The organism is Candidatus Neomarinimicrobiota bacterium, assembly GCA_016784545.1.
Taxonomy (GTDB): Bacteria; Fidelibacterota; UBA8477; order UBA8477; family JABMPR01; genus JABMPR01.
Genome location: JADHUM010000089.1, coordinates 1 through 8,029, shown reverse-complemented (window position 1 = coordinate 8,029; position 8,029 = coordinate 1). Strand labels below are relative to the sequence as shown.

General features: G+C 44.8%; 4 protein-coding genes. 1 reads left to right on the top strand and 3 read right to left on the bottom strand.

The annotated features are described in order from the left end of the window. Positions 1 to 26: 26 nt before the first annotated feature. Genes ISR87_14915 through ISR87_14905 form a run of 3 tightly spaced genes read right to left on the bottom strand, consistent with a single transcriptional unit; the run spans position 27 to position 6,959 of the window. Positions 27 to 1,091: a PorV/PorQ family protein gene (locus ISR87_14915; GenBank protein MBL7026732.1), complete on the bottom strand. Its 1,065-nt coding sequence runs from the start codon at positions 1,089 to 1,091 to the stop codon at positions 27 to 29. Between the two features lie 41 nt (positions 1,092 to 1,132). After that, a complete protein-coding gene (locus tag ISR87_14910; GenBank protein ID MBL7026731.1) occupies positions 1,133 to 4,234 on the bottom strand; it encodes a hypothetical protein in 3,102 nt (1,033 codons plus the stop codon). 16 nt (positions 4,235 to 4,250) lie between these two features. Then, positions 4,251 to 6,959 carry a TonB-dependent receptor gene (locus ISR87_14905; protein MBL7026730.1) on the bottom strand — a complete coding sequence of 903 codons (2,709 nt, stop codon included), beginning with the start codon at positions 6,957 to 6,959 and terminating at the stop codon, positions 4,251 to 4,253. 394 nt (positions 6,960 to 7,353) lie between these two features. Here ISR87_14905 and ISR87_14900 point away from each other — a divergent pair. Beyond that, positions 7,354 to 8,029, top strand: a 676-nt coding sequence (locus ISR87_14900) for a transcriptional regulator (GenBank protein MBL7026729.1), incomplete at its 3' end; no start/stop codon positions are given.

Genomic DNA, 8,029 nt, shown 5'->3' with positions numbered 1-8,029 from the left:
ATCTCCTCGTATTTTCTTTTTCCGACCTAGAACGAAAGGTCTATTGAAAAGCGTTGTACTGTTCCCAGTAAGCCCCAGGCTGACCAGGCATAATTAAAACCGACTTGCATTGAATTGCCAATTTGAGGTGCAAGTCCAAATCCAGCGGACAAACCATTTTCCGTATGGTCGTCAAATAATGATTGATACCCCATACGAGCCACGATCATACGACCCACAGCCCATTCCACTCCCAGATCAACTGATTCCACACTATTACTGGGGTGATTCAGGTCTGCAGCCAAAGTTACATATTGTCCCTTAAATGGAGCAAATGAATATGCCAGGCCAAAGCGAAAAAGCAGGGGTAGAGGAAACCGATCTGTTTCCAGCAAAACATTCAGACGATCATTTGAATAATGGGTCTCATCTGCGTCAAAGGGGCGTCTTAGATCCCGACCGGTCATTTGTAATTCTGAACCATAATTGGCAATGGTGGTACCGATTCTGAGACCTTCAATCTGAGTATTATAAAGGACACCCACATCAATGGCAAAGGCACTGGCTGACTCATGCCAGAGTTGTTGCAGGATATATTTGGTCGTTAATCCAAAAGAAAATTTATCCGTGATTGTTGCCGCAACTGTGGCAGCCAGAGCCATATCAGAAGCGGCATAGAATTCACCCGTTCCTTCAGGTAGTTGGATGGTTCTCACGGGTTGCTTATCTACATAATTCAGGACATTCATGCTCAGACCAATCGCAAAACGTCCTCCCATGGGAATCACGGCTCCAAAATATTCATGTGCCGTTCCCGCCAGCCATTCAGTATAGTTGGCAGTAATAGATACTTTCTTCAACTGTGTGATCCCGGCAGGATTCCAGTACAGGGCGGATACATCATTGGCAATTGCCGTGAAAGCACCACCCATAGCCTGAGAGTTTGCACCGACACCAATTTCTAGAAAAGCTGCCGCCGACGTTCCTACATTGGAAACTTCCTCATTATAATTCACAGCACTGAAGGATTCCTCATCAGTCTGTGAAAAGAGGGTCACGCAAAACATGCTCAAGAGCAGGATCAATCTGTTTGCAGTTTTATTTATTTTCATCACCGGCACCTATTGCTTCATTTGGGAATATTTGATTCACCCTATTTGATCAGGGCAAATTTTCCAACTTTGCTCCCTACCCCATCTGCCTCTACATGGAAAATGTACATACCAAAAGAAACACTGAGTCCATCTTCTGAAATCAGGTCCCAGGGTTCACTTCCTTTGGTCATCGTACTGGAATGCTCCAGCGTTCTTACCAATTTGCCACTCATGGTATAAATCCTGATGGTACACTCCTGGGGAAGATTGACAAAATCAACACGTCGTTCACCGCGACCACTTGCATAAAAAAGAGGCTTTTCCCAGCTGGCATTAACCACATATGGATCTGGGACGACATATATATTGTCCATATCGGCAGTCTCTTTGACTGGATCCATGCTGGAGGCACGAGATGTAAACCTCAATGTATCATCTGAATTGAAGGGCTTGCTAACCGTGAGAGAGTATACGTCTCCAGGTTGAGGAATGCGGACATTCGTCTGGGAAGAGTCATTTCTGAAGTAGAACTCCCAGGCCGTATTGTATAAAAAGCCTCGCGGGTTGAGGACGACATTAATTCGATCTCCCCCATTGAGTGTACTATCTTTATTAATAGCTTCAGAAAACTCAAATGGAACCTTCTCGTTGCGTGTCGTATTCCAGAGTTGAAAGTTTACAGGCGTCCTTAAAAATGGCAGTGCATTGTATGATGTGTCCATAAGTGCATGGCCTACCCGAATTTCATAGTCTTCGGGGACAGGAATTGATTTTGATGACCATAATAATTGTGTTTCTACAGGGATATTGCTATTCCCTACGAGCCATTCAGAATGCATCACTTCAGCGGAATCATTTTCAAACTGCAGCTGCATGCCCCTGACTATCTCACTGCTAATGACGAATTCATCGTAAGGGATCACTTCATAGATCACCCTGTCAGAGGTCACATCCTTCACAGACACACTGGATGTATAGCGTCCCAGAGTTGTATCGGTGAAGGTGATTTCATAATTATGATTTTCTTCAATACTGTCAGGTATGATCACATTTACCTGGAAATCTCCAGTAGCCAGACCCTGATGCTGTATATCAGTCAGATGTCCAGCCGTGTAACCGGCGCTGGGTGCGTTGGGCACCACCACAGCACAGTTTCCATCGATAAATTTAACCTGGCCAACTGAATTGGTCTGAATGATTTTGGTACATTCAACGGGGGCAATGGGAGCCAACAATTCTACATCTACGATACCCCTGTCAAAGAAATCTTCATCATAGCCCTTGTCGTATGAGCAAACTGCATAGTAGTAGGTGCGACCATTCTGTACATCTGTATCCTCGTAGAAGTACACAAGATCAGTATTACTACCCGTGTAGAAGTGCGCTCCTGTCCCGGTAATTTCTACAGGATGGGGACCTTCAAGCTCGTCCACCAGATCATACTGTGCCAGGGGTTTCCAGAAAATAGGACTCCCAAAGGCATCGGTGACTGTCTTGATCTCGTTGAATGAAGGGTCTGTGGACCGATATATCAAGTAACCCTCAAAATCTTTTCCATAGATAGGATCAATGGATTTTTCAGCGGAATGATCCCATTTCAAGACAACCTTTCCGTCGCCAGCAACAGCAGTCACCACGGGCTTCAAGGGTGGTTTTGCAAAATTGTAATCAGCATCATAAATCCGCTGCATGGTTCGCTTATTGCGAAAGATATCCTGTTCATCGGTTCCAAATAGATTGGCGATGGCAAATTTCCGGGTTTCGTTTTTCGGTAAACCGAAATATCCAGAACCATACATAAAAGCCAGGTTCGCCGGATCAACATAAGTAAACAGGTCCGGAGTCATTTGATTAAAGGTTCGATCGTCATATTGGAGAGATTGTGGTTCAAGCAGAATTACACTGGTCAAACCGATCTGATCAGATTCATCATTGTCCTGCTGCCCAAAGTTAGGTTCACCTGGATCGGGAACACCATTAGCTTCTGATCCATCAGCATCAGGACCGACATAGTCTTGATCATAGGGACCGATACCGTCATTCCCGACGTCATCCAGTATGGCTTCGCCCATATCCCAGAATCCGTTTACATTAAAATCTTCATAAATGCGCCAGTCACCATCCTCGTCACCACTCCAGTGTTCCTTGGGATCACCATAATTACCAATGGGTCCCATAATGAAATCACCACGATCATTATCCTGACGTTCGTCAACCAGACCGTTCTCATCATCATCTATACCATTTAGTGGATCCCCAGGACTCTCCAGGAAAGCGTATCCAAAATAACCTAACCCGGGGATACCTCGATTGTCAATGCCATCAAAGTCCCAGCAGTAGGTAATATCATCAAACTGATCGAATCTGGCATAATCCGGATTGTCGTTGGTGCCACCGACCATGGCATCCACATACATGCCAAAGACGACGGTCTCAAGGTCCTTGTCACTCACATTGGCAATATCATAACGGACAATCAGGATGTCTTCAGCTTCTACTGCAGCCCATTCATAACCACGGACCTTAACTTCAAGACCCAGGCCTCTGCATCCGTCTGGATACCCTGAAGAATCCACGCTACTGCCAATAAAGGGGAAATAGTCGAACTCATCGTTATCCCGATCATCCATGACGTAATAACTTTCCTGATCAGCCCGTGTGTAAGCGCCAAACTCCCCATTCCAGAGGCCATCTCGACTCCCCTCAAGTCCGGGATAATCATGAGGCCAAATCATGGGCCAGGTCTCTGGCTTGTGACTCATGGCAGGATATTCATCTACGTTTTCCGGACCCGCATTGAAATAATTCTCGAGAGGCTGCCAGTTCCAGAGATGTGATCCATCCGGTGAAATATCATGACTGGTGGGGTGGGAATAGCTTTCAGAGCAAATCTTTACAAATTCACCATTAACATCTTCGACTTCTGCTGCGGCGATCATAATGAATTCAAAACCATAGACCATACCTGAGCCTTTGGGCCACTCCATGCGGGGATTTTCATAGCGATCACCGAGATTCCCAAAATTCGAAAAACGGGTATAGACCAGGTTTCCGTCATGAATTCCGGTTCGTCGATCCTGGGCGCCTGCAAACACAATACTTTGGGCCATGAGCACCAATAAGATGACCTGAAGCGTCCGAATGTAAAAATAGCGGTTCATGTATATTCCTCTTTACCTAAAACTGGATTTCAATACCCAGCAGGACTCTGCGTGGTTCAGAATAATAGTCGGGTCGTAGGTCAACTTCCTGGGCGGTAAAATTTGGATTCTGTGACAACACATAGGCTGCCGGAATGGTACGGTAGGGAGCCTCTGAATTTCCGGTACTGGCATAGACGTACCGCTGATTCAGCTGATCTGTGAGATTGAAGACTTTGCAATACAATTTCATTTTGACTTTGTCAACCCTGACCGTTTTATAAAGATTCAAATCAAAGTTAAAGCTGGCAGGTTTGCGATCACTGTTTTCAAACTGCGTATCCAGAGCGGAACCGGGACTGGAGGGTGTATAGGGTTGTCCCGTGGCAAACCGACCAATGAGACCCAGGTTAACTCCCCCAGGTTTCCCAACTGTGAGTGAGGTGTTCAGCGTATGGGTTTGATCCCAATCTAGCGGCAGGACCTGTTTCTCAACTTCTTTGTTGTCATTATAGTCATTAAAAACAGCATTGGGATCAGACGCGTTGCCTTTGGCAACCTGGTAAGTATAATCTATACTGCCGGCAAACAGATCAGAATAAAGCTTGTTCAAGGTGAGGGTAATCCCCCTGACATTTCCATAATCTCTGTTGATGTATCGGGCATATACCTTTTCATCAATCGTACTGATAATTTCCTGACTCAAGAGGTTACTGATATCCTTGTAGTACATGGTAAGCTCCAGGCCATACACAGGACTAAGCTGCTGCTGTATACCCATCTCATAGCCAATGGTCTTTTCCGGTTTCAGGTTCACATTGCCCATGGTCGTCTGCAAACCACCCAGCTGGATCTCATACTCATAATTATCATAGATCGCATTAAATCTGGGTAGTTGAAAAAAGTGACCGTATGAGACATGGATAACGCCATTATCAGAAATGGGGTAGGCCAGCCCAAAACGTGGGCTTAGCTGTGAGCGGGTGACTCCGGCTTTCAATTCGGAGTCCAGGCGGATACCATTATCGGTATCGGTTTCAGCGCGAAGATTCACAGGCAGCAGGGCATTGGGATCCCAATAGTCATACCTCAGACCTGCATTGACGATAATGTCGTCATATTCGAATACATTCTGGATATAGGTTGATCCCTCAAGAGGTTTGACATTATAGGCATCATAACCAGAGGTGTTCTGGGCGGGCAAGCGCAAGATCGGTTCTTCATAGAGCGAGCCTTCCGCAACGGTGGTTAGCGAATAATAATCTAGATCATGTCTTTTAATTTCGGCACCGAATTTCATCTGGCTGGACTGGCTGAGTTGTGTGGTCAGGTCAAATTTAGCGGAGAGTGCTGAACGCACGATATCATATCTTCCATTTTGTGTCCCACCAAAACTGAAGCTTTCGTCAGAATAGGGACTTGAGCGATAGCGCTGGTCCAGTGGATCCTCAAAGAGGTAAGCCTGTGTGTGTTTTGAATAATTAGAAAAATTAATGGTATAAAAGCTTTTGTTTGACAGCACATGATTGAGACTGACTATATGATTATAGCTCTCATCATACCAGGTGCGAATGCCCTCAGGTGAATACCTGCGGCCGTCGCTATAAGACTTGCCCATGGCAGTGGTATAAAACATGGAGTAGCGTAGCTTGATGGAGGGTGAAATATTGGTACTTATTTTTGCATAGAATGAAACCTTTGAATCACCATCAATGGGAACATAGGCACCATCACCGGTCTGGAGTGAATCCGGCACCTTTATGCCGTAACTCCGTTCTTCCTGAGTTTGTGTGCTTTGAGCCTCGTTGATATAGTTTTGAATGGGGACCGTATCATCGATTAGGGCCTGGTTTTTTCCATACAACCAACCTTCAGTAGTTTTATAACGTAGCGATGAATAAAAGGACCCTTCTGGTAAAAAGGAAATGGGGCCTTGAAGGCTAAGTGCCACATTCTTCTCGTTTAGATTAACTGTTTTAATATTCCAGAAGATTTGGTCTGCTGTGGAAACATGATCGCCAGTGGAAAATGATAGATTCCCTGAGAATTTTTGCGCCCCCTCCTTGGTAACCACGTTGACAATTCCCGATTGGGCTTGTCCGTATTCTGCATTAAATGTTCCGCTAATGACCTGTAATTCTTGAACCCAACTGTTTTCCAGACCTATGGAACTTCCTCCATTGTACTGATCCGTTATTGGAACCCCATCAATGAGATAGGCGATCTCACCGCCACGACCACCGCGAATATGAAAGCTTCCTCCAGCATCCTGGACCACACCAGCCTGTAGCTGGATCAGATCGCTTACTTCCTGAACAGGCATGGCTGCAATCTTTTCAGATGAGACATATGCCGTGGTATTGGTGCGTCCTTTTTCAATGACGACGCGTTTACTGACCACAACGACCTCTTCACCTTTGATGATTTCCAGACCCAGTTCAATATTCTTGATTGTAGAGAGATCAATATTGACGTGGATGTCTTGGATGATGGTTTTTTTATAGCCTATATATGAACAGACCAGGGTATAAGAGCCAGGCCGGACACCAATTATAAAGTACTCACCGCTGAGATCCGTCATTGATCCCATGCCTGTGTCTTCCAGATAGACATTTGCACCAATGATTGGTTCTCCTGTCACCTCATCTGTTACCTTACCTAGAATTTTGCCTGTTGTCCCGGCTACCACGAAGCTACCGAGTAGCATGAGCAGAACTATTCTATAGATCATCAGCTTACTATGCATACACATTCCTTGTTTGCAATCCACATCGTCTGGCAACACCCAAAAACCGTTTTATTTGAAAGCAGGTAAACAGAGCACCCAAATCTAACAAAAGGTAGTTTGGCTCATGCAATTTTTCCACCAACGTAATCAATTTTTTAAATTCTGAATAAATATTCATTAATATTGATTCTGCTATAAGATTGCACATTTATTTGTCGAAAGTCAATAAGAAATTTAGGAATACATGTACTTGTTTATTGATGTATATACATTGGGATGCAGCCAATCTAAAATTGAAAAAATCATTATATCAAATTAAATATCTTGCATATATATTCAATATTACACACATTCGGACGTTTTTGGGCCAGTAATAGACCAGTGCCTTATCACAAACTTCAGGGAGATTCATGTGGCAAATAAACAGTCAATAAAAGAAGAGCTGCTGATCCTGGTTGCTTCTCTGTATTATATGGAAAATCTTGGCCAGGCCAAAGTGGCGCAACTTGCCGGTATCTCGCAGGCCAATGTTTCGCGACTACTCAGTGAAGCTCGAAAACGAGGCATCGTTACCATCAATGTCAAACCCTTCTCACCTCGCAATGAATTCCTTGAAAAACAGCTCATTGATAAATTTGACTTGAACCACGCCATCGTCATCAATTCTTCTGCCCACAGGAACCCGGTTCAACAGCGACAAGCTATTGGCTATTTTGCCGCTCCATATGTCAGCGAGATGATAAAAGTAAATCATACGGTTTGCCTGGCTGCAGGAAGGCATATTCAGGCACTTGTAGAAAACATGAAAGCTGTTTCTGCCCACTCAAATGTGGTTTTTATCCAGGCCATGGGCCACATTCGAAGTGATATTCATGATGACGACGCCTTCGAAATTACACGGAAGATGGCAAAACTCTGGAACGGGTCATCACGCAGTATCCAGGCGCCGGCCATTACCCAGGATCTGGATACCTATAAGGCCTTCACATCACACCGCCAGATCAAATCTATCATCAATCAGATGGATTCTGCTGACCTGGCCATTATTGGTGTAGGCATTAGCTCTGACTCAGTTTTCCTGGACCGGG

What these genes read in the sequence shown, in the direction of transcription:
- ISR87_14915 (MBL7026732.1), bottom strand. Translation starts at nt 1,091, where the DNA reads ATGAAAATAAATAAAACTGCAAACAGATTGATCCTGCTCTTGAGCATG.
- ISR87_14905 (MBL7026730.1), bottom strand. Translation starts at nt 6,959, where the DNA reads ATGCATAGTAAGCTGATGATCTATAGAATAGTTCTGCTCATGCTACTC.
- ISR87_14910 (MBL7026731.1), bottom strand. Translation starts at nt 4,234, where the DNA reads ATGAACCGCTATTTTTACATTCGGACGCTTCAGGTCATCTTATTGGTG.